This is a genomic window from Streptomyces sp. NPDC057877 (genome assembly GCF_042796855.1).
In the GTDB taxonomy this organism is placed as follows: Bacteria; Actinomycetota; Actinomycetes; order Streptomycetales; family Streptomycetaceae; genus Streptomyces.
Genome location: NZ_JBHVMS010000001.1, coordinates 445,131 through 465,355, shown reverse-complemented (window position 1 = coordinate 465,355; position 20,225 = coordinate 445,131). Strand labels below are relative to the sequence as shown.

Sequence of the window (20,225 nt, the reverse complement as noted above, 5' to 3'; positions counted from 1 at the left end):
CTTCGGGTGCAGGAGATCAACTTCCCGGAAGACGTACGGAAGATGCTCTGGATCCTCATCGGCGAGATGCCGGTGCAGGCCAGGGAGAACCTCGCCTACGCCAGCAAGGACCTCTACCTGGACTTCGGCCGTGGCATCCGGGACCTCAGCGACGAGATCCAGCGCTCGATCGTCGACGCGTCCACCTCCCTGCCCAAGGACGTGGGCGACCAGTACGTGCGGGGTCTGTCGCTGCTCACCAACGACGGCGGGGTGAACCACCTCAACCGGATGATCGACGACCTGAACGACATCGCCCGCGGCCAGGTCGACCACTCGATCAACATCCAGGCGGCGAAGTGGGAGATCATCGCCGAGATCGTCATGCTCCTCATCGAGCTGGCCCTGCTCGCCGCGCTGGCCGCGATCACCGGCGGCACCTCGCTGTCCAAGATGGCACTCGCCCGGGCCCGCAGCAGGCTGGCCGTTCTCCTCATCGTCGACCGCCTGCTGCGGATGTCCCACCTCGCGCCCACGCTCACCGAGGCGTTCGAGGAGGCGTTGCAGACCCTCGCCGTACGCCTGGCGCAGATCGCGCTGAACCCCGGGGGCCGCAAGCCGGACGGTATCGACTGGAAGGACATCGGCAAGGCGGCGGCGTTCGGTGCGGTCATCGGCCTCTTCGGGTCGGTCCTGGAGTTCGGCGGGCAGTACTTCAAGAACCTGATGAAGAAGCGGTTCGACGACTTCGACCACTTCGCCAAGAACCACCCCAACTGGAACATCACACTGAACGGCGCCGGTGAACTCGGCGGTGCCTTCGTCGTCGGCGCGGTCAGTGAGTCGGTCGGCGAGTACCTCATCCAGGGTGCCTTCGAGGGCGACTGGGACTTCAAGTGGGAGACCTTCGTCGGCTCCGGCACGAGTGCGATGTTCGACGTGGTCGCGGGCGGGGCCGTGCTGGCCGGTGCGCTGTGGCTGCACGACAAGTTCAGGCCGACGACCGACTCCGGCACGGCGAACGACTCCGCCAAGTTCCTCGACGAGACGCGCGGCGGCGGCCCCGACGCCACCGGGGGGCCGCGGGCGACGACCACACTGGTCCCGGCACCTGTTCCGGCACCTGTTCCGGGACCCGTTTCGGCACCTGACCCGGGACCTGTTTCGGGACCTGTTCCGGTACCTGACCCGGGACCTGTTTCGGCACCTGTTCCGGGACCTGACCTGGGACCTGTTTCGGCACCTGTTCCGGGACCTGACCTGGGACCTGTCCCGGCACCTGACCCGGCACCTGTCCCGGCTCCTCTGCCGACGGTCAGCGACCCCACTGTGACAGCGGGCCTGACGCCCGTCCCGACGCCGGTTCTCACGCCAACCCCGGTTCCGGCTCCGACGAGCGGTGGGCCGACACCGGTGACGTCCACCACCAGCCCCTCCACGCCCTTCGCGGGAGACACCCACCCCCCCGGCGGCACGCCCCGCACGACTTCGCCGGGGAGCACCCCCCTGGGAAACGGGGCGTCCGCGCGTACGACCCTGCCCGGCACGGACACCGACGGCGCCGACACCACGTCGCCGCACGCCACGGACGTACGCCCGACCCCCGAGTCCGGCACCGACGACGTGCCACGGGTCACCTCCGCCAACCCCGCCTTCGACGCCGCCCGTTCCACCGCGCAGCCGGTGACGCGGGCGCACACGTGGGTCGACCCGGTCTCCACGCCCGACGACCCCGCGCGGCCGGGGGAGACCACGCAGTATGTCGTCCGGTCGATGTTCGAGGCGCGTCGCTTCGAGTACGACGGGCAGTGGGTCACCGATCTCACCGTTCAGGTCGCCGGACCACCCGAGGGCCTGCCCGGTGAGGTCTGGGACAAGGTGCGTGCCGGTGTGGAGGAGTACTTCAACGCGGCGGGTCACCGCCTGCCCAACGGCGACCTGCTGCACGTGACCGTCGAGCAGGCGTCGGGCGGTGGTACGCACCCCAACGCGCTCCAGGTCAGCCTGGTGGGACACGACCAGCCGATGACCCGTACCGCCTGGTGGGCGGATGCCGATCCGATCGACTACGCCCATGAGATCGCCCACCAGCTGGGCCTGCGGGACGAGGCCAGGGGCGGCGACCCGGCCGCGTCCGCGCGCCCCGACATCCCGGGCAGCCTGCTCGGCGACTACACCCGGCCAGCCCCGGGCGGGCTCGCGCAGGGTGGTCTGCGGGGCCGTCATCTGGCCCTGCTCGGCGCGCTGGTCGGGGACTTGACCACGGCGACACCGGACACCACCGGCGGTGCGGACGAACGCCGCCCGGTGACGACGACGGCGGACGTGCACCTGGGTGCCGAACCGCGCGCCCCCCGCCCCCCGGTGGCGACCACGGGCACCTCGGTGAGCGACCCGCCCGTTCCGGCCCCGGCGGCTCCCCAGGCGACGGTGGGCGACAGCGGGACCGCCCCCGGCCCGGACACCACGGCCACCGTGGAGGGTGAGGACGCCAACGACGACGGCGACGACATCGAGGTCATCCCCCGGCCGGACCTCGACCCGCCCGCCCCCCCGCCCCACCCCCGCGAGCGGCACTGGATCAACTCCCACCTGGAGCGCACCCGGCCACCGCGGCTCGACCTCACCGCTACCGCCCCCGCCCCCATCCCCGCGCGCACGGCCTTCGACGACGGCACGGCCATTCCCGCGTACATCGACAACCTGTCCTCGCTGCTGCCCGCCGTACCGGCGGACCAGTTGGCCGAACTCCTCGTCAACCCGGTCACGTTCGGGCAGAGCGACGTCACCCTGCGCGGCATCCCCGACGTACTCGCCCAGATCGAGGGCCTGCTGGACAGCGACGCGGCACTGCGCCCCGGCGACCCCGGCCGCGGTGGGCCGCCCGGCGCGGGGCTGCTGGCCGACGTACGCATGACGCTCGCCCGCCGACCCCGCACCCTGACCGGCACGGGCCGCCAGTTCCCGTACCGCAACGCCGCGAAGCAGACGCGGGTGCTGCACATCTCCGCCCGGCACTACGGCAACTGGTCCCGCTTCGCCGACGACTACGGCGACCCCAGCAAGATCGACACCATGGAGCGGGCCACGCTCCAGGCCGGACAGAGCAAGGGCGTGCAGTCGGTCACCCAACTCGGCCTGTCCGGGCCCTTCCTGGCCCCCGTCTCGACGATGGTGTTCGGCGGCTTCGGGCGGCTCGCGGTGCGCGGCGGCGTCAGCAAGAAGGTCGGCTACGGGCAGACCGACCAGGTCAGCAGTCAGATGGAGACCCGCACCCTCGACGGCTCCAAGGTCTACCTGGACGACGTGTACCTGGACGTGCGGGTGACCGACGCCGACGGACACCCGGTGACGGCCCCCGTGCCCGGCAGCCGCTCCTTCGCCGTCCGCGACGGGCTGATGGTGCGGCTGCCGGACAGCGCGGTCAAGCCGTCCAGGCCGGGACGCATCCCGCGCACCATCCCGCTCGACCAGGACTCCCAGTACCGCCTGGTGCGCACGGAGGGCTTCGGCCCCGTCTCCCGCATCCGCGACTGGGCGGCGGCCGAACTCGGTGTCAAACCCGGCAGCACCGCCTACCAGGAACTGGACACCTTCTTCTCCACCGACTCCTTCCACCGGCACGCCCGGCTGCTGGCGCAGGGCCGCCTCGCCACGGCGCCCCTCTTCGCCGACGACCGCAAACGGACCCCGCTCGGCTTCTTCGTCGTGGAACGGGTCGTCCCGACCGAGGCCGTACTCATCGACGAGACGGCCAAGGCGGAGCTGCGCGACATCAACACCTCGACGGTCCGCAACGACCGCGCTCTCACCAGGGGAGCCTTCTTCTCCGTCGACGGGGTCCTCGGCCCCGCCTTCAACTTCCTCGACCTCGGCAACCTCACCCTGCGCCTCCAGTTCGGCCCGGCGTTCCGCTACCTGTACGCGGCGTCCAGCGCGGCACAGCTCGGCGGCTTCGGCGCGCTGAAGACGTCAGGCCAGGTCAAGGGCGACGCGACCGGCCTGTACCTGGTGAAGAAGACGGTCCATGTGCGCCGGTCCGGCAGCGGCGGACCACCGCGGGTGTTCCAGACCTGGAGCGTGGACCGCATGACCCGTACCGAGGCCCGCCGCCTGGCCGGTTGGGACGACGGGACCGGGCTGCGGCAGCGGCACGGGCTGCCCGAGCCGTTCGCGCCCGCCCACCTCACCGCCGACCACCCGGTCACCCTCGGCATGCACCGCGTCGAGGAGATCGCCCACGCGGACGGCCGCCGCACCGACGGCACGGGCCCGCACGCACCCGGCCGCACCTTCGCGGACGCGTTCGCCGACGTCGTGGTCTCCGCCGTCGCCGAGGCCCACCCGGGGCTGGTCGCACCCCTGGACCAGCTCGCCCCGCCCGCCGCACGCGGCGTCGTGGCCCGCGCCCGTTCCCTGTTCTCGTCGGCGGGCCGCTCACCGGCCCACCGGTTCAGCGACGCCGACGCCTACCAGACCGCCGTCAGCAACACCCTCCAGATCCTCCAACTCCTCTCCCACCAGAGCCTGTCCGGCGGCATGGAGGCGCTGATCACCACCGGCATCCGGATCCGCCTCACCGAGCCCGGCACCCTCGGCCAGGGCCACCGCTACATCTGGGTGCACGGCGACCTGACCAACCGCCGCTACGCGGGCCGCCAGGACGACCTGAAGCTGCGGCACAGCGCCCCCGGCGGCCAGCGCCTCGACGGCCAGGCGAGCCGCAAGCGCGCCCTGGCCGGTGGCGCGGACGTCCAGCTCGGCTTCCGCGACCCGGACAGCCTCGTCAACGAGGACGTGGGCGTCCCCGACAACTCCGGGGTGCTGAGCCTCGGCTGGCGCTCCGGCATCCAGCACGACGACGAGTCCGGCTTCGGGTACCAGGCATCCAACGAGCCGATGTCGGTGAGCACCGGCCCCTCCCACCTCTACCGCTACGACCTCTCCCTCACCGTCACCCACGGCGGCTACTGGCGGTTCCGGGGGCTGTTGCGCGGCTTCGCCACGCTCGGTCTGCTCGGCACCCAGCCGTTCGTCTTCAGCCGCCCCCAGGACGTCCTGATCGGCACCACCGCCCACGGCACCCAGGTGCGCGGCGGACCCGTCACCGGCCAGATCCTCATCAGCGTCCCGAACCAGCACACCCCGTCGGTGGACCCGCACCGGCCGGGCGCCGCCAACCCGTACCCCGCCCTGCGCGCCCCGCTGACCCCGGCGCCCATGACCCGTCGCCGCGCCTTCGCGCTCGCCTCCGGCGACCTCACCCGGCCCGACGGCCGGGCCGCGCAGCGCGGCAGCCAGATCTTCCGGGACCTGCAGAACCACCCGTTCCTGACCATCAACGTCATCGTGCCGCCCGGCCTCCTCGCCGCCGTCACCGACGTCGTCGCCACCGCCTCGGGCGGCGCCTGGCAGCTGACGGAGGAAGGGACGCCCGCCCGCGAGGCGATCCTGCGCTCCTTCCAGCCGCAGTTCGTCACCGCCAACTTCGACCAGAGCAGCGGAGCCCTCGGCCTCGGCATCACGGGCCTCATGGGCAAGTCGCCCTACGCCACCCTGTGGGCCAACTTCCGCCACTTCACCACCGTCACCGGCGTCCAGGCCGTCACCTCCGCCATCGCCATGGACACCGAGATGATCCTCGGCAGCGGCAGCCAGGCCGCCGGGAAGACCGGCAGGAGCGTCACGCACTCCTTCGGCGGCCAGCTCACCTACGTCGTCCCGCACGGCCCCGGCCCCGGCCCGGTCGGCGTCTACGGCATCGTCCTGAACCCGTGGTCGGAGAGTTCCCAGCAGACCCTGAACGTCAGCCGCAGCGTCGTCGCCGACCTCAACCTGAAGGGCTTCGGCCACCAGGTGCTCCTCACCGGCACGGTGGAGCACTGGGCGGCGATGGCGTCGAGCATGCTCGGCACCGCCGCCGCGGGCCGCTCCTTCGTGCCGTCGTTCTTCGCCGGGGCCGCGGGCAGCGTGCTCACCGTGCCCGGCGGCTGGCTCGCCCACCTGCCCGAGAAAAGCGCCCACCGGCTGAACCTGATCGACGACGGCATGGGTCCCGTACCCCTCTACACCCGCGACCAGTGGTCGCCGCAACCGTGGATGCGCGGCAACTCCTTCGGCACCTACCCGGTCAACTCCCTCGACCCGACGACCGTGCTCGCCGGGTTCCAGCGCAGGGTCGCCCGCCTCGGCCTCGACGAACACACCCAGGAACGCATCCGCACCCTGGCCACCTCCCGGGTGCTGCGCGCCATGAACCGCGAACTCACCGGCACCGGCGCCGCCACCCCGGCCCGGTCCGGCGGCTGGGGCTGGGGCAGCGTCCGCGTCGGCAGACACCGCGCCCGGGTCCGCGCCGAACTGCTCCCCGGCACCCCCGGCCTCCTCGCCCTCGACCACGGCACCGAGATGGAGGAGAACCGGCGCGCCGTCGAAGTCGTCCAGCAGGGCGCGGAGTACACCTCCGGCAAGGACCTCGGCATGCTCACCGGCGAACAGGTGGGCACCGGCGACCCCACCGCCGTGGCCTCGGGCCCCACCTACGCCGAGACGGGCACCTCCCGCCGCCAGATCTCCGCCGGACACTCCGTCGCCACCAGCACCACCTACCGGGCCGCGTCCACCGAACCGCACGCCGAGGTCGCCACCCCCTACCAGCTCCGGCTCACCCTGGAGTTCGACGACGTCCCTGACGATGCCGCCGACGCGGCCACCCGGGACTCCCTGCGCCGGTTCACCGGCAAGGAACGCGTCACCGAGACCGGTGACGTCGGCACCCTCGTGGAACACGTGCCGCTGAGCCTGATGGCCCCGGTCCCCGGCGCCTCGGCACCCGCCCCTGACCCCCGGCTCGCCCCGCCCGACCTCACCGTCACCACCCGCCCCCGCTCCGGCCCCCGGCACGGCCAGCTCAGCACCGACGTCCGCCACGGCGACGGCACCATGCGGCCCTTCACCTTCCCGGAGAACGGCTTCCACGTCCGCCGCATCGTCGGCCTCGACCACCTCCACGAGGCCAACGAACGCGCCCTCGCGGAGGCGTACGGCATCGACCTCACCGGCCTCGACGACGGCCGGGACCGGCGCACCCTGCTGAAGCGGGCCCGGGGCACCGCGCTCACCCGGCCCGGCGGCGCCCCCGCGCAGGCCCTGGAGGACGGCACCACCAACACCGCGCTGTCCGCCTTCTACGACCAGGCGCTCACCACGTCCGGCTACCAGGTCCCGGGCCTGACGCACCGCGGTCCGCTCGGCACCGACTCCGCCCGCCTCGCCCTGCTCTCCAAACCCGACTTCGGCGCCGCCGTGCTGCTGAGCGTCGCCGACGGCAAGAAGCTGGAGGTGGCGCGCGAGACCGCGGAGGGCGTCGGCACCTCCGTCTCCCAGGAGAACACCCAGGACTCCGCCCTCGGCGGCGGCGTCATGGTGCGCAGCGAGGCGACCGGGGTCAACCAGATGGGCGCCGCGGTCAGCGGCCCGTACGCCTCCGACTCCGACGGCACCCCGGTCGGCGCGGACCAGCTCTCGTCCGTCAACGTCAAACCCGCTACGGGCCGCAGCTTCCTGTTCGCCGTACCCACCGACTGGCTCAGCGTCGCCCAGGTGCACCGTGGCATCAAGGACGCCCGCGTCGGCCGGTTCCTGTCCGGCACCTTCGGCATCCGCCACCCCGGCGTCAAGGCGGTCAGCTCGCGGACCTACGCCCTCGCCTGGATCCGCGAGGACATCGCCCGGGAACTCGGCCTGATCAGCGACCGCACCTTCCCCGACCGGGTCGCCCAGGCGTGGGACGCGGTCGGCAAGGCGAGCAAGGCGTGGACCAGCGCGGACCAGGCGTACTGGAAGAAGCGCCGCACCGCCCTCCCCCTGCGCGAGGAACGGGACGCCGCCCGCGACGCCCTGGCCGCCGCCCGCACGGCCGCCGACGAGGCGGCGCGCACCCTGGCCTCCCTCCAGGCCGCGGCGGACGCCGCCGACGCGGCCCTTCAGCGGGCCAGGGACAGCGCCCGCCAGGCCCGCGAGACCGCCCGCACCCTCGACGCCGCCGCGGACGACTACGACACCACCCGCGCCGCCCTGGACACCGCCGTGCGAGCGGCGGAGCGGGACCGCATCGCCGCCCAGGCGGCCATCGACACCGCCCGCGACGAACTCGCCACCCTCCAGGGCTGGGCCGAACTCCCCGGCGACGACTTCGACACCGACACGCTCACCCGCGCCGAGACCGCCCTCACCACCGCCACCCGCTCCGCGGCCACCCGCGCCGCCACCGCGGCCCGCACGGTCGACGCGGCCCGTCGCGCCCACCAGTTGGCGGCGACCCGGCTGGGGAACGCCGAGCGGAGCGCGACCGGAGCGGGGACGGTCACCGGTTCGGACCCCGACCCCGACCGCGCCCGGCGGACCGCCCTCACCCTGGTCGCCGACGCGGACGAGCGGGTCGGCCGGGCCGAGGAGGCGCAGGACGCCGCCGCGCGTCGGCTGGTCGGGCCCGCGCGGGCCGATGCCGACGCGCGGGCCGCGCGGGCCGCTGCCACGGTCCGGCGGGATGCCGCGCAGGCCGCGTTCGACGCGCGGCGCGCCGAACTGGACGCCCTGCGCGCCACCGCGGAGACGGCCGCCAGCGAGTTCCACCGGATCAGGGCGGCGACCGACCAGCTGACCCGCTGGCACCAACTGGCCGCCACCGACGAGGGCACCGCCCTGCTCGACGGCCTGCCCGAACCCGCCCCCGTCACCCCGCCCCCGGCCCCTCCGGCGCCACCCACCCTCCCGGCGCCGCCCGCCCCCCGCTACACCCGCAGCGCTGACGGCGCCCGGCTCACCTCGCCCGACGACACCACGTACGCCCTCGTCGACGTCCCGAGGGACGGCGACGCGTTCTTCCGCGCCCTCGCCGAGGGCCTGGCCCGCAACGCCCCCGCCCTGCTCACGGAGTTCGGAATCGACCCGGCCTCGCCGACGCTGGCGGCCACCCTGCGCGCCCTCCTGGCCGCCCGGCTGTCCGACCCCGCCGACGCCGACCTGCTGGCCGCCGTCGCCCCCGACGAGAGCGACCAGTTCACCGCCGCCGAGATCCAGCTCACGGGCCCCGCGCCCGACCTGGCCGCGGGCACGCCCGGCCGCCGCGAGTTCGACGCGCTCGGCGTCGTACCGCACTCCGCCGCCCTGGACGACGGCGCCCGTGCCCGGCTGGCCGCCGCGCAGCTCACGCGGCCGGGTGACGCCGAACACCGGGCGGGCTGGGACCACGGCGCCGCCGACCTGCTGCCCGTGCTCGCCGCACGCACCTTCGGCATCGACCTGACCGTCGTACGCGGCGACGGAACCTTCCACGACTTCACCCCCGGCGACGGCGACCGGTCCGGACGGCTCGCGGAACTCCTCGACCAGAACGGGGCGGCGCGCGATCGCCCGCGCCTCGTCCTCTTCCTGGACGACCAGCACTACCAACTCGCCGACCCGCTCCACCAGGTCACCGCCGGACCGTCCGCGCCGCGCCCCGGACTCCCGCTGGCCGAGGCGCTGCTGGCGGCGCTCCCGGCGACCGGACCGCGCCCGTGGGCGGACCCGGAGCAGTTGGTGCCGCTCGACGACCTGGCCGACCTGGGCGTCGTACCGACCGCCGGTCAGGCGGCCCAAGCGGTGCTGCTGGGCGGCTCGTCGACCGTGCGGGACCTCGGTCTGACCCCCGCCCAGCACCTGACCTGGCTGCTCACCCGAGGGCCCGGCGGGGACGGGGAACGCACGCTCGCCACGGCCGCCGACGTGCTCGGCGTGGAGATCGTCGTCATCACGTCCGACGGCCGCCACCACACCTTCGGCACCGCCCGGCACGGCTCCGTGCGGCTCTATTTCGACGGCATGCGGTATTTCCTCCCGCAGGTTGATGCCGGGCCACCCGGTTTTCCGTACGAGAGGCAGGTGGGGTAAATTCCCGCCTCGCTCGGGTACTTCACTCGACGCTCCATCAGATGCCTTGCACAACAAGGAAGTTGGCTGGCATTCACTGTTTTGGTCCGCGCAGGTCACCGGAGCTTCACCTACATGTCTGTGGCGTATGAAATGAAGCTGGATACGTATTTCCGGTCACCGGCCGTCGAAAAGAAGGGCCGCTGATGCGCTGGGGCCGCCGCCGGGCCGGGGTACGGCCGTCGGACACCGACCGCACCCGGGTGACCGATCCCTCTCCGACCGGATTCCTCGTCGAGGAGTACGAGCGCCTGGTGCTGCTGCGTCAGTCCACCGACGAACTGCTGGGCGCCACGGACATATCCGACCTCGTCCGGGTCCTGGAGACGGACACCGACGACACGGTGACCGTCGTCGCGGGCGCCGACGAGGCCTCGGCCGCCGCCCTGTGGCCACGGCTCGGCGCCCTGCTCGACGCGTTGCGCGACGACGGCGTCGGCACCGTACGGCTCGCGATGTCCGGAGCCGGGGCCGACCACCCCCAACGGCCCGCCGTCGCCCGCCGGATAGCCGACGCCTGGGAGATCGACGTCATCGCCCCCGACGGCACGGTCCTCGGGGTGCCCGGCGGCGGGCTTTTCGTCCGGGACGCGGGCACGGACCCGAACCCGGACGCCACCGCCCGCACCCGGGACGGCGGCTGGTGGCGCTTCGCGCCCGGTCGCCCCCCGGCCGCGCTCGGTCCCCGTCAGCCCGCCCCCGCCTGGCAGCCCGACCCCGGCAGCCTGCCGTCCCGTACCCGCAACGGCTGCCTCGTCGAACAGATCCCGGCCGGGATCCTCGTCCTCCCCGCCGACGCCCGCGCCCCGCGCCCCGGGGACCTGTGCCACGCCGTCCCCGTCGACCGGCACGGGCCGCTCGTCGTCCTCGGCGTGCCCGACGGTGAGGACATCGTCACCGATGACGTCGCCGACGTCGTCACCGCCCTGCCCGACACCGCCCGCACCGCCCTGCGGATCGCGCCCGGAGGCCGCCGCGACGCGCTGCGCGTCGGCCAGGAGGTCGCCGACCTCGTCGACGCGGACGTGATCGTCTACAGCGGGCTGCCCCTGCTCGCCGAGTCCGGCACCAGACACCGGGACATCGTGCGCGCGGTGACCGTGGACGCCGACGGGTCGCCGTCCTGGCAGCCGTTCGTCGACTCCGTGATCTGCGCCCCCGGCGCGTCCGCGCCCCGTCTGCTGCGCTGGAGCCCCCCGCTGCCCGGCCCCGGCGACCCGCGCGGCGGAGTGGTACGGCTCTCCGACCGCTGGCAGGTCACCGCCACCCGCGCGGGCCTGTGGGTCGGCGGGACCGACGGGGAGCCGCCCGCCCTCGCCGCCCGCCCCGTGGACGCCCGGGGCCCGGCCATCGAGGTGGGGCGCCCCGGCGAACGGCTCGACCGCTCGCTCTGGCCGGAACTGGGCCGACTGCTCGGCTCGCTCCCCCCGGGACTGCCCGCCCGAGCCCGGCTGCACGTCCACGGCACCGCCACCGACGGCGGCCGTGAACTGCGCCGAGTGGCGGCCGAACACCAGGTCCGCAGCGTGCGGTTCGCCTCCTTCGGCACCACCGCGCCGGACGGGGCCCGGCAGGGCGCCGGACCACAGCAGCGCCCCGCGAGCGCGACGCCACCGGCCAACGGCTCGCCCCGGCCACGGCCGGTCGGTACGACGGGCGGTTCCCCGGAGTCCGCCGCGCCGCGGACTCCGGGAACACAGTCCGCTGCGCCGCGGACTCCTGGAACACCGTCCGCCGCGCCCATACCGTCCGCCGCGCCCATACCGTCCGCCGCGCCCACACCGTCCTCCGCGTCCGCGTCCGGGCCCGCGTCCGCGTCCGGGCCCGGGCCCGGGGCCGCGTCCGAGTCCGGGCCCGCCTCGGCTGCTGCGCGGCAGCAGAGCGCACCCGTAGCCGCCTCCGTGCTGTCCGAACTGAGATCCCTGCCGGACCTCGCCACGCCACCCCCGGCCCCGGACGAGGCACCAACGCCAGCCCCCGGCAGCGACCCGGAGCCGGACCCGCCGGTCCCGGCCCCCGATCCGGCCACGGGCCCCGACAACGAGCAGCCCCCCGCAGCGGCGGCTCCGGAACCTGAGACTCCCACCGGCCCCCGGCCCCCGTCGGTCGGCACCCCGCCCCCCAACGAGGCACCGTTGGAGCCCGCCCGCCCGCTGCCTCCCGTCCCCGTCCCCCACGGGCACCGCAGCACACAGAAGGAGCGGGAGGCGTTCCGCGCGCTCGCCGCGTCGGAGTGGGACCGCCACGCCGCCGCCGTCACCCGCGCCCTGACCCGGATGCCCGCACTGCGCGGTCAGGAACAGGAGGCGGCACGGGCCGACCTGATCGCCCTGCTGCTCTATCTGCGCACGCCCGAAGGCCCTCTCGGACACCAGGAACTGCACCGTCAGACGCGAGCCGGTGACACCCGGCTGCTGCCCTACGCCGCCTGCGTGGCCTCGGCCCTCCGACGGCTGCCCGCCTTCCGGGGACCGGTGCTGTGCGCACCCGCGGCGGCGCACGGGGCGTGGCGGCCCGGCACCCTCCTGCGGGACCCGACCCCCGTCAGCGGACTGCCCGGGGACGGGCGGGGCCCCTCCCTCGCCAGCGCCGGGTACGCCATCTGGTCGGTGACCGGCCGTCGAGTGCGCCAGCTGTACGACGGCAGCGGCTCCACCGCCGCCCACGACGAGGTGGTCTTCGCGCCCGGCACCGCGTTCCGGGTGCTCGACGTACGCACCGGGGACTCCGGGCCGCTGGTGCTGCTGAGGGAACTGCCGTCGGCCCCGGACACCCCCCTCCTCAGCCACGCGCCGCTGACCGACGCCGACCACGCCGTACTCGCACGGCTCGACGAGGCCCTGGCCCGCCACCCCTCGGGGACGGCTGCGTTCGAGTGGCCGGACCGCTGTTCCGGGCCCGTGGGGTCCGCGGCCGACTGAGACGACCGAACCCGAACGGAGCACCGATGCCCAAGCCCGAAGGCGAAACGCCCTCCCCGACTCCCGCCGTGCGCAGGGCCTCCGTCCTGCCCGCGGTGGCAGCCGAACCGGGCCCCGCCCTCGCGCCCCCCTCCGCCCGGGAGGAGGGTGACGACACGACGACGTCCACCACCCGCAGGACGGCACCCGAGAACGAGACACCGCCCGAGCCCGTGTCATCGGCGCCCGCGGCCCAGACCACCGACACGGCGGAGACAGACCCAGCCGCCACCGCCACCGCACCGACCCCTCCGGCAGAGGGCCGGACAGCGGCGGCCGACGACGGAACCACACCCGGACGGCCCACGAGACCGCTGCTCGCGGCGGCGGCGATCGTCGGCACCGTCCTCATCGGCGTGCCGCTGGTCCTCCTGGGCCGTGGCGCGGACGACGATCCCGGCAAGCCCGACCGGGCACAGGTGCTCGGCGGCACCTACCTTCCCGACAACGGGAACGGCGACGGCGCCGGGGCCGACCAGTACGCCGCCTCCTCGCCGTCCTCCAGTCCGGAGAGCGCACGGGCGAAGCAGCCGGAGAAGGAGCGGGAGACCACCCCTCCCAAGGAACGGAAGAAGGCCGCGGCGCCTCCCACGACCGAGGGCCCCAAGTCGCCCTCCACGACACCGTCCGAGAGTCCGACCCCCAAGCGGAAGACACAGACGACCCGCACCACGGGCCGGTACGTCCCGCAGGGCGCCGACTTCCGCACCACCACCCAACTGCTCGTGAAGAACGTGATGACAGGGATGTGCGTCGACGTCCCGGGCTACGGCAAGGGCCAACTGGACGGCCCCGTCAACCAGTTCCCCTGCGCACGGACCGGCGACAACCAACTCTGGGACCTGGTGGTGACCGGCGACGGCGCCGGGCCGTCCGGGGCCGACCTCTTCGTGATCCGCAACAGCGCGGACGGCTACTGCCTGGACCTGCCGGACTACGGGGGCCGGGCCTCCGGCACACCGGTGTCCGAGTACCACTGCAACGGCACCACCGCCGACAACCAGCTGTGGTACCTGGACAAGAGGTCCGACGGCAGGTTCTGGATCCGCAGCCACTCCAGCGGCAACCGCTGCCTGGACGTGTCCGGCTTCAACGGCGTCGGCGGCAGGGACGCACGGTTGACGATCTACGACTGCGCCGCGAGCGACGACCACCTGTGGTCGTTCTCATGAGCACCCCGTCGCCCGAGCACCCACCGTCCGCGTCTGTCCGAGACGCGACCGATCCCCGAGGGACCGCAAGACCCATGTCCGCCCAGAACGACGGCACACAGCCGCCCGCCGCCACCGGAACCGCCGCGGCCTCCGAAACGCCGAGGGTCCGCCAGGCCTTCGCCCTGCCCGCCACCCCGGCCGGTGCGCCGGAACCCACGTCGGCCCCCGCCACGCGCCCCGCGACCAAGGAGCCCGGCCGCCCCGACCCGGACACCGAAACGGACGCTGAAGCGGGCCCCGACGCGGAGACCGCCCCCGACGCGGAGACCGCCCCCGACGCCGCGACCGCCCCCGACTCCCCTGGGGCTCCCGAGGCTCCCGAGGCCGAAGCGGACGGTGCCCCGGGGCGGGTGAAGAAGCCCGTTCTGGCCGCCGCGGCCATCGCCGGGGTGGTGCTCGTCGCCGTACCGTTCCTGATCCCGGGCCCCGACCGGGACCGTACCGGCGTCGCGACCGCCGCCGACCCGTCGGCGGGAACGGTGCTGGACGGCCCCGACCAGGAGCGGCCCGGACAGTACGTCGTCGAGGCTCCCTCGCCCTCCCGGTCGGCTTCCCCGTCGAAGCCCGCGAGCAAGGGCGACGGCGATGAGAAGGGTGCCAAGGAGAAGGCCGCTCCGGAGCCGAACGCGACGACACCGACGAGGACACCGACGAGGACAGCGGCGGCCGAACAGCCCCCCAAGGCGGGCTCCGTGGCCGGAGCGGCCGACACCACGGGGGAGAAGGCGTCTTCGACACCGACGAGCAAACCCGCCCAGTCCGCCGTGACCGTCGTAGGTGACACGCTCGTGAGCAAGGACTCGGGGAAATGCCTCAGCTCGGGACCGGGCACCGACGGCACCCCGTTGATGCTGTGGACCTGCAACGGCTCCGCCGCGCAGCGCTGGGACTTCCGGCCGGACGGCACGATCCGTTCCCAGGGCCTGTGCATGGACGTGGCCTGGGGCTCCGCGCAGAACGGTACGGCGATCCAGGTGGCCTGGTGCAGCGGCAACCCGGCCCAGCAGTTCTACCTGAACTCCACCGACGACCTGGTGGCCAAGATCGCCACCAAGTGCGTCGACATCTACGACGGCCAGACCGCCAACGGCACCCCGGCCGCCCTGTGGCCGTGCACGGGCACCGCCAACCAGACCTGGTACCGCCGTTGACCCGCAGGGAGAACTGACCCGATGCCTTCCCAACCCCCCGCCTCCGCCGCCGACGAGCCCGCCGGTGACCCCGCCCCGACGCCGCGCGTGCGCATGGCGGTACCGCTGCCCGCCTCGGCGGAGCCACCCGTCGGCGCGCTGAACCCCGCGACGCCCGCGCCGGAGCCCCGCCCCCTTGCCGGGCCCGAGCCCGAGCCCGAGCCCGAGCCCGAGCCCGAGGCCGAGCCCGAGGCCGGAGCTGAGCCCGCCCCCGCCCCCGACTCCGCTACCGACCCGGATCCGGACCCCGACGCGACCCCACAGGCCGCCTCCCGCCCCGCAGCCGCCCCCGCGTCGACCACCCCGGCCCCCGCGACCGCCACCGCCACCGCCCCCACACCCCCACCGGACGACCCCGCCGACCCGGCCGCCCAGGGCGGGCGTCCGAGGAAACCCGTCCTTGCGGCCGCCGCGATCGTGGGCGCCGTACTGCTGGCCGTACCGGTGTTGCTGGTCGGGGGCGCCTCCGACAAGGAGGACCGCGACGACGGCGCCCGGGAGCTGACGGGCCAGGACTCCGGCACCACGCTGGGCGGCGACGTCGCCGAGCGCGGACCCGAGGAGTACGCCACCGAGACCGAGTCCACGCCCGAGCCGAGCCCGTCGCCGTCCAAGAAGCGGAAGGCCGCCCCACCCGTCCCTCCCAGCGAGCCCGCCCCGGCCGACCCGCCCAAGACCGCCACCGCACGGCCGAAGCCCGAGCCCAAGGCGACGGAACGGGCCAGTGAGCCGGAGACGGCCCGGACCAGCGCCGCGCCGGAGTGGACCACGACGGTCGTCACGCCGAACAGCGTGCTGCACACCGGGCAGGCCTGGCGCACGAACCGGATCGAGCTGATCATGCAGCAGGACGGCAACCTGGTGGTCTACAACGAGCGTGACAACGCGCTGTGGGCGTGCATGACCTTCGGGCAGAACCACCGGGCCGTCTTCCAGGAGGACGGCAACCTCGTGGTCCTCAACGCCGACGGCGGACCGATCTGGGCGGCCGGGACCTACGGTCATCCCAACGCGCGGCTCATCCTCCAGGCGGACGGCAGGGTCGCCATCGTGGACGGGGGCACCGTGCTCTGGTCCGTGCCCTGACCGGCGACGGTCCACGTGTCCCCGGTCACCGGGGGTTGTCCTGGCCCGTGAGCGCGCCTAGGGTTCCTCCTCGGACGCGGTAAGCGCTTTCTGTCTCGCTGTGTGTGTCGGCTCGCCCGTCCCCGGTACACCCGTCGGCCGTCCGAGGAGCACCGCCCATGCCCCTGTCCCCGCCCCCAGTCCGCCGCCGCGTCGCCGTGGTCGGCACCGGCGCCATCGTCGCGGGCAGCCACCTGACCGCGCTTCAGGCGCACGCCGACCGCGCGGAGCTGGTCGCCGCCGTCGACGTCGACGAGGGGAGGCTCGCCGCCTTCCGGGCGCTGGCGGGCGACGGGGTCGCCGGGTACCCGTCCATGGCGGCGATGCTGGACGCCGTACGCCCCGATCTGGTGCTCATCGGCACGCCGCCCTCGCTGCACCGGGAGCAGACGGTGGCGGCGCTCAAGGCGGGTGCCTGGGTGCTGTGCGAGAAGCCGCTGTGTCTGTCCCTCGCGGAGTACGACGAGATAGCCGCCGCCGAGGACGCGTCGGGGGCGTACGCGTCCGTCGTCTTCCAGCACCGGTACGGCTCCGGCGCCGCGCACGCGCGTGAGCTGATCGCCAGTGGGGAGCTGGGCGCCCCGCTGGTCGCGCACTGCCAGACGACCTGGCACCGCGACGCGGCGTACTACTCCGTGCCCTGGCGCGGACGGTGGGCCACCGAGGGCGGCGGGCCCACCATGGGGCACGGCATCCACCAGTACGACCTGCTGCTGCACCTGCTCGGTGAGTGGGAGGAGGTGCGGGGGATGGCGGCGCGGCTGGTGCACGACACCGAGAGCGAGGACGTGTCCACCGCCCTGGTGCGCTTCAGGAACGGCGCCCTGGCCACCGTCGTGAACAGCGTGCTCTCCCCGGACGAGACCAGCCGCATCCGCGTCGACTGCGCCGACGCCACGGTGGAGCTGACCCACCTCTACGGGCACCGCAACGACGACTGGACCTACACCCCCGCCCGGCACGTCGCCCCCGAACGCGCCGCCGCCTGGCGCACCCCCGCCGCCGACGTGCCCAGTTCGCACACCGCCCAGCTCGGCGCCCTCCTCGACGCCTACGACAGCGGCGTACGGCCACCGGGCAGCGGCCCCGACGCCCGCGCCACGCTGGAATTCGCCGCCGCCCTGTACAAGTCGGCGTTCACCGGCTGCCCCGTGCGCGCCGGGGAGATCCGCCCCGGCGACCCCTTCCACGCGGCCATGCACGGCGGCCACCCCGACTGGGCCCCCAAGGAGCGCGTATGACCCTCCGCGTCAGCCACACCCACGGCGACCACATCGCGGTCACGGCGGCGGGCGGCACCGAGATCCTCCGCTACGTCTACCGCCCGGACCCCGACCCGTTCGAGTCCCGCAAGCCGTACGCCCATCCGGTGCGCACCCTCGCCGGGCGCACGGTGACCGGGTACCGGCCGAGCGACCACCGCTGGCACAAGGGCCTCCAGATGACCGCCAGCCATCTGTCCGGGCAGAACTTCTGGGGCGGCAACTCCTATGTCCACGGCCGGGGCTACCTCGCTCTGCCGGAACGGGTCGGCTCGATGCGGCACGACGGCTTCGACGCCCTGACGGCGGCCGACGACCGGTTCGCGGCGACCGAGAACCTGACCTGGGTGGCGTACGACGGGGCGGAGTGGGCGCGCGAGCGGCGCGGGCTGGTCGTGCACTGCGTCGACGAGGAGGCCGGTGCCTGGGTCCTGGACTGGTCGATCCACCTGACCAACGTCCGCGCCGAGCCGCTGGTGTTCGGCTCCCCGACCACCGCGGGCCGCGAGATGGCCGGGTACACCGGCCTCCAGTGGCGCGGCCCGCGCGACTTCACCGGCGGCCGGGTCCTCGCCCCGGACCCCGACGGCGATGACCTGATGGGCTCCCGGAGCCCGTGGCTCGCCTTCACCGCCGAGCACGACGAGGTCGACGCGCACTCCACCCTCGTCTTCGCCCACGCGCCGGAGAACCTCGACGCGCGCACCGCGATCCACCCCTCGCACTGGTTCGTACGCTCCGAACCGATCCCGTCGGTGGCGTTCTCCTGGGCGTTCTTCGAGGAGTTCGCGCTGCCCCCGGGTGAGTCCTTCGGCTACCGCTACCGGATCGTGGTCGCCGACGGCGCCTGGGACCGCGACCGCGTCGCCACCCATCTGGCGTCCCTGCCATGGTGACCGGCCCGGGACCCGCCCCGCTGCCGGGCGCCGTCGGCCTCTCCCACCTCAGCGCCTACGACTGGGAGGCCGCCGACGGCGTCTGCGGCGGCACCCCGCATCTGCACCTGGTGTGCACCGAGGCGTACGTCGTCACCGGCGGCCGGGGAGCCGTGCAGACACTGAGCCCGGACGGCTACCGCGAACTCCCCCTGGCGCCGGGCTCGGTGGCCTGGTTCACACCGGGCACCGTGCACCGCATGGTGCAGGGCGGGGGTCTGCGCGTCACCGTGCTGATGCAGAACAGCGGCCTGCCGGAGGCCGGTGACGCCGTGTTCACCTTCCCGCCCGAGGTGCTCGCCGACCCCGGGGCCTATGCCGCCGCGGCCACGCTGCCGCCGGGCACGGGGCCGGAGACGGAGTCGGCCGCACGGCGACGCCGGGACCTCGCGGTGGCGGGCTATCTGCGGCTGCGCGAGGCCCTGGTCGCCGGGGACCCGGGCCCGTACCGGGACTTCCAGCGCGCCGCCGCGCGCCTGGTGCGGGACATGGTCCCCGGCTGGCGCGAGCTGTGGCGCGCGGGCGCCCTGGCCGCGGCCGAACGCACCGGCGCCCACCTCGACGCCCTGGCCGACGACGACCCCGCCCACCTCGCCGAGGCGACCGCGTACGAGTGCGGCCCCAGCCGTCGCGGCGGCTACGGGATGTGCGGGCGCCGCGACGAGTACGCGCTGCCGGGGGCGACACTGCCGTACGGGCAGGCGGGGACCGGGCGTTAGCCGGGCGTCGGACGGCCGCGAGGGGCCGGTGCCAGGCCGTCCGGGCCCGCTTCAGTGCTGGCCGTGGCGGCGGATCTCCCCACGCAGTTCTTCGGTGATCTCGACGGACAGTTCGGCGACGTCGGCGTCCTCGATGCGGCGTGGCTGGGGGATGCCGACCGTCCATTCCTTGGCGATGCGGCCGGGGCGTGAGGAGAGCAGGACGACGCGTTCGGCGAGGCGGACGGCCTCGCGGACGTTGTGGGTGACGAAGAGTACCGAGACGCCCGTCTCGCGCCAGATGCGGGTGAGTTCGTCGTGCAGGACGTCGCGGGTGATGGCGTCGAGGGCGGCGAACGGTTCGTCCATGAGGAGGAGGTTGCTGTCCTGGGCGAGGGCGCGGGCCATGGCGACGCGCTGGCGCATGCCGCCGGAGAGTTCGTGCACGCGTTTGCCGTGAGCGCCCTTGAGGCGGACGAGTTCGAGGAGTTCCTCGGCGCGGTCGCGGCGCTCGCTCTTGGGTGTGCCGCGCAGTCTGAGGGCGAGTTCGATGTTCTTGCCCGCGGTGAGCCAGGGGAAGAGGGCGTGTTCCTGGAACATCAGGGCGGGGCGGCCGTCGGTGGTGATGGCTCCGGCGGTCGGTGCGTCCAGGCCCGCGACGAGGTTGAGCAGGGTGGACTTGCCGCAGCCGGAGGCGCCGAGGAGGGTGACGAACTCGCCGGGGGCGACATCGAGGGTGATGTCGTCGAGGACGAGCTGCCGTCCGGCCGCTCCGGCGAAGGACTTCGACACGTGCTCGACGCGGGCGGCCGGTGTCACCGCCGTGGTGTCCTCGGCCGTCCTGGCGATCGTGGTGGACATGGTCGTCACCTCCTGGCGACTGACGGGAC

Annotated in this window: 9 protein-coding genes; 8 read left to right on the top strand and 1 reads right to left on the bottom strand. The window is 74.3% G+C overall.

Going from position 1 to position 20,225, the window contains the following annotated elements:
* Positions 1 to 6 precede the first annotated feature (6 nt).
* From ACFVQG_RS02000 to ACFVQG_RS01965, 8 genes are all read left to right on the top strand, one after another.
* Positions 7 to 9,912 carry a hypothetical protein gene (locus tag ACFVQG_RS02000; RefSeq protein WP_383375726.1) on the top strand — a complete coding sequence of 3,302 codons (9,906 nt, stop codon included), beginning with the start codon at positions 7 to 9 and terminating at the stop codon, positions 9,910 to 9,912.
* A 185-nt stretch (positions 9,913 to 10,097) separates the two neighbouring features.
* Positions 10,098 to 12,872 carry a hypothetical protein gene (locus ACFVQG_RS01995; RefSeq protein ID WP_383375724.1) on the top strand — a complete coding sequence of 925 codons (2,775 nt, stop codon included), beginning with the start codon at positions 10,098 to 10,100 and terminating at the stop codon, positions 12,870 to 12,872.
* A 26-nt stretch (positions 12,873 to 12,898) separates the two neighbouring features.
* A complete protein-coding gene (locus ACFVQG_RS01990) occupies positions 12,899 to 14,083 on the top strand; it encodes an RICIN domain-containing protein (protein ID WP_383375722.1) in 1,185 nt (394 codons plus the stop codon).
* Between the two features lie 74 nt (positions 14,084 to 14,157).
* Complete coding sequence (locus ACFVQG_RS01985) at positions 14,158 to 15,276, top strand: ricin-type beta-trefoil lectin domain protein (RefSeq protein ID WP_383375720.1); 1,119 nt, start codon at positions 14,158 to 14,160, stop codon at positions 15,274 to 15,276.
* A gap of 21 nt (positions 15,277 to 15,297) precedes the next feature.
* Positions 15,298 to 16,401 (top strand): mannose-binding protein, encoded by a 1,104-nt coding sequence (locus ACFVQG_RS01980; RefSeq protein WP_383375718.1) that lies wholly within the window; start codon positions 15,298 to 15,300, stop codon positions 16,399 to 16,401.
* Between the two features lie 164 nt (positions 16,402 to 16,565).
* Entirely contained in the window at positions 16,566 to 17,681 is a 1,116-nt protein-coding gene (locus ACFVQG_RS01975; protein WP_383376502.1) for a Gfo/Idh/MocA family protein, read from the top strand.
* A complete protein-coding gene (locus tag ACFVQG_RS01970) occupies positions 17,678 to 18,598 on the top strand; it encodes a PmoA family protein (RefSeq protein WP_383375716.1) in 921 nt (306 codons plus the stop codon). The genes ACFVQG_RS01975 and ACFVQG_RS01970 overlap by 4 nt, the downstream gene beginning before the upstream one ends.
* Positions 18,592 to 19,356, top strand: a complete 765-nt coding sequence (locus ACFVQG_RS01965) for a cupin (RefSeq protein ID WP_383375714.1) — start codon at positions 18,592 to 18,594, stop codon at positions 19,354 to 19,356. The genes ACFVQG_RS01970 and ACFVQG_RS01965 overlap by 7 nt, the downstream gene beginning before the upstream one ends.
* Positions 19,357 to 19,407: 51 nt before the next feature.
* Here ACFVQG_RS01965 and ACFVQG_RS01960 read toward each other — a convergent pair whose 3' ends face one another.
* Positions 19,408 to 20,196: an ABC transporter ATP-binding protein gene (locus tag ACFVQG_RS01960; protein WP_383375712.1), complete on the bottom strand. Its 789-nt coding sequence runs from the start codon at positions 20,194 to 20,196 to the stop codon at positions 19,408 to 19,410.
* Positions 20,197 to 20,225: the final 29 nt, after the last annotated feature.

Bases quoted from the DNA above. Each gene is read 5' to 3' on its own strand.
- ACFVQG_RS01965 (WP_383375714.1), top strand. From the start codon at position 18,592: ATGGTGACCGGCCCGGGACCCGCCCCGCTGCCGGGCGCCGTCGGCCTC.
- ACFVQG_RS01980 (WP_383375718.1), top strand. From the start codon at position 15,298: ATGCCTTCCCAACCCCCCGCCTCCGCCGCCGACGAGCCCGCCGGTGAC.
- ACFVQG_RS01985 (WP_383375720.1), top strand. From the start codon at position 14,158: ATGTCCGCCCAGAACGACGGCACACAGCCGCCCGCCGCCACCGGAACC.
- ACFVQG_RS01990 (WP_383375722.1), top strand. From the start codon at position 12,899: ATGCCCAAGCCCGAAGGCGAAACGCCCTCCCCGACTCCCGCCGTGCGC.
- ACFVQG_RS01970 (WP_383375716.1), top strand. From the start codon at position 17,678: ATGACCCTCCGCGTCAGCCACACCCACGGCGACCACATCGCGGTCACG.
- ACFVQG_RS01995 (WP_383375724.1), top strand. From the start codon at position 10,098: ATGCGCTGGGGCCGCCGCCGGGCCGGGGTACGGCCGTCGGACACCGAC.
- ACFVQG_RS01960 (WP_383375712.1), bottom strand. From the start codon at position 20,196: ATGTCCACCACGATCGCCAGGACGGCCGAGGACACCACGGCGGTGACA.